The organism is Pedobacter sp. 01N416, assembly GCF_056399685.1.
In genome coordinates this window covers 1-3,029 of sequence record NZ_JBFTRT010000598.1, presented here as the reverse complement: position 1 = coordinate 3,029, position 3,029 = coordinate 1, and the positions used below count along the sequence as shown (strand labels likewise).

Below are 3,029 nucleotides of genomic sequence, written 5' to 3'. Positions count from 1 at the left end.
GATCGATATGGTAATCATTGGTCGCGAAGTTATCCCTGTTCAGGGCTTTGATATTCCCCATCACATCATAGCTGATGCTCTCTCCCAAGCTGTTTCCGGCACTGGACACCGTCAAACGGTTCAGCCTGTCATAAGTGTAGTTAAAGGTAAAGCCAGTATGCTGCGCAAAATTCACATCATCGGTACTATGCTGGTCCTTACTGATCAGCTGCCCGATCTCATTGTAGGTTAAACTTGATAACGTCACCTGTGTCCCACCATTGATACTGGATTTCGTCCTCTTCTTCCTGCCCACATGGTCGTAGGCATAACTATTGGCAATGGTCGTGGTCGCCCCGTTTCCTACATGAACACGCGTACTGTTCTTTAAACTCCCATCAAAGTTCCACTCATTATCCACCACATCACTACCACCAAGGTGGTTCACGCTTTTCGACTKGATTACCCGTCCATCCCTATCATAGTAGTTTACGCTCAGCAGCATCGTTCCTGTCCCCAATATCGTTGTCCGGGTACCGGTCAGCAGCGTTTTGGTATGGTCATTTCCTACCTGTGGCGAAACCGGTGGACCAAAAGTATTCCCTTGAAAATTGTAATCGTCGTAATAATTGATTGTAAGGTAGGTGCTGACTCCAACGTTCGGATAAGCATTGTTCGTATATCCTGTACCTACAGCTGACCCGATATCCCGGCCTTCAAATAATGGGTAACTCTGAGCATTCAGATTCGTCTGGAATATAGCCCTTTGGGCGTCATCCAGGTAAATACCCGTCATGATCACTCTTCCCAATGCATCATACTTGGTAAAAACCCATTCATAGGTCGAACGCTGCTTTGCATCCTGGGTAAATATCACCTGGTCGAGTTTGTTGTACACCAGATACTCCCAGCCCTTGCCAGGGATCTTTTTCTCCGTTACCCGGTTCCGTCCATCATAATGATAACCATAGATAAAATCCCTGAATACACCATCAGTTTCTGTAAAACTACTGATGGTACCGGCCGACCGCTCTGTATTTTCGTTGACCGCCGKAGGCAGCACATAACGCAGGTTTCCAAGGTCATCATAAACATAATAAGTAGAAAGGCTTTTAATATCCGTTTCCCAGACCCGTTTAAGCACCACATGCCCTTCCATATCCTTGAATTCTTCGGTTATACCTGCTTTTGGATGGGTGGACACCCAGTTTTCATCCCTGCTGATCGTTTTGTACAGTTTCCGGGGCTCATAAACCGTTGCATCTGCACCGTTATCGGTACTGGTCCGGTTGCTTACCGCAACACTCGCCGTATAACTGCCGCTATAACCAGGAAAACTGTAACCGTCATAATAGTGCAGACTGTGGAATTTTATGTTACTATATTCTTCACTCTATTTTCCATAATGGGTTTACATTGCTATAATAATCCGTTACCAACACAGTCTCATTATCCATCCATTTATAGGTAAAATAATAAACTGATTCTCCTTTTATATTAATTTCTCCGTTTTTTTATTCTCGTAAGCTACATATAAGGCACATCAATACCTATTCGATTTTTTTTATCTCTTTTATTTACTTATTTTTGCTATAAACCGCTCCGAAAGAGTATAAAAGCACCTTTTAAGAGATAAACACAGGAAAGATCATATCGGATTTAAGGGACAAGAAAGACTGGTCGCAGGGCCAACTGGCCGAAAAGAGTGGCATTTCAAGAGTCATGATCGGAAAGTACGAGGGAAGCGAGGAGGTGCCCTCCATCGAGGCTGCAATAAAGATCGTACAGGCTTTCGAGGTATCGTTAGACTATATAGCTGGCGAAAGCGTAAATACCTGATTTGATAAAAAAACAGTTAACGACTCCAGCAGATAGAAGACCTGTTGGAAAACGACAAGCCACACCTCCTGGCTATTGTTGACGCTTTCCTTAGGGATGCCAACACCAGAAAGGAATATGCGCAATAAATAACAAAGCTCGGGTGAAAATGCTAGACTTTGCAACACCCCTTAAGCACAAGCAGAACGCGATGCGCTGGCGAGGAATGTATTCTTAATCAAATAAAACATAGTGATTCAATTAATACAAGGCGATATTACAAAAGTTGAAGCTGATGCTATTGTAAATGCGGCCAATACATCATTATTAGGCGGCAGTGGTGTCGATGGGGCTATACATAAAGCAGGTGGTAAGTCAATTCTGGAAGAGTGCCAAAAGATCAGAAATAAGCAAGGCGGCTGCAATATTGGCGAAGCAGTAATAACAACAGCAGGTAACCTTCCTGCAAAATTTGTTATCCATACTGTTGGGCCAGTGTGGAACAATGGAAGAAAAAATGAAGAAGGCTTGCTCTGCAGGGCTTATAAAAGCAGCCTTGAATTAGCTGATGATAATCTGGTTCAAACAATAGCTTTCCCGAACATTAGCACTGGCATTTATCGTTTTCCAAAACGAAAAGCTGCTGAAATTGCCATTAATACAGTAAAAAGCTTCTTAACTTCATCTAAATATATACATAAAGTTCTTTTCGTTTGTTTTGATAACGAAAACTACGATATATATAAACTACTCTTAAATGAAAGCCCACATTCTAGACTGCTCAAATAAGTAGCTATTTTTTGAGCAGTCTAATTTCTTCAAGGACCTTTCCTATAAAAAATCTTTTAATTTATTCAGAACTTTATCTTTCTCTTCATATTGATCAGGTTTTAGTAAAATATTAAATAACTCATCTCCACTTATATAATCTACAAAATGAACATTGAGCCATCCCGAACTCCAAAAATCAATTTCCCCCCCTCTTTCTTTAGAATTAAACTCAACTTGGTTGAGATCACCAAGGTCTCCTTTCTCAAAAAATTTATATTTTACATCATATCCTTTTAGATATGACTCAAATTCTTTCTTAAACCAATTAACATTTTTCATACCTATTTAACTTTAAGAATTGGTGAAATATTTTGAACTGCAGGGGAAACTTGCCCCCCCAGTTTCTCTAACTGGAACATTTGCGATTTGCTTGCTCCTGGCCCTAGTATACTGTAAATACC

Annotated in this window: 3 protein-coding genes and 1 pseudogene; 2 read left to right on the top strand and 2 right to left on the bottom strand. The window is 41.0% G+C overall.

Annotated elements, in window-relative coordinates; all coding sequences use genetic code 11:
* Window positions 1–1,183, bottom strand: a pseudogene (locus AC1DND_RS24310) (DUF6443 domain-containing protein); the annotation flags it as partial.
* 428 nt (window positions 1,184–1,611) lie between these two features.
* Here AC1DND_RS24310 and AC1DND_RS24305 point away from each other — a divergent pair.
* Both AC1DND_RS24305 and AC1DND_RS24300 read left to right on the top strand, forming a co-directional pair.
* Window positions 1,612–1,818 (top strand): helix-turn-helix transcriptional regulator, encoded by a 207-nt coding sequence (locus AC1DND_RS24305; protein ID WP_477585137.1) that lies wholly within the window; start codon window positions 1,612–1,614, stop codon window positions 1,816–1,818.
* Window positions 1,819–2,049: 231 nt separating this feature from the next.
* Window positions 2,050–2,586, top strand: coding sequence for an O-acetyl-ADP-ribose deacetylase (locus AC1DND_RS24300; RefSeq protein WP_477585136.1), 537 nt, complete (start codon window positions 2,050–2,052; stop codon window positions 2,584–2,586).
* Between the two features lie 42 nt (window positions 2,587–2,628).
* Here AC1DND_RS24300 and AC1DND_RS24295 read toward each other — a convergent pair whose 3' ends face one another.
* Complete coding sequence (locus AC1DND_RS24295; RefSeq protein WP_477585135.1) at window positions 2,629–2,907, bottom strand: hypothetical protein; 279 nt, start codon at window positions 2,905–2,907, stop codon at window positions 2,629–2,631.
* Window positions 2,908–3,029: the final 122 nt, after the last annotated feature.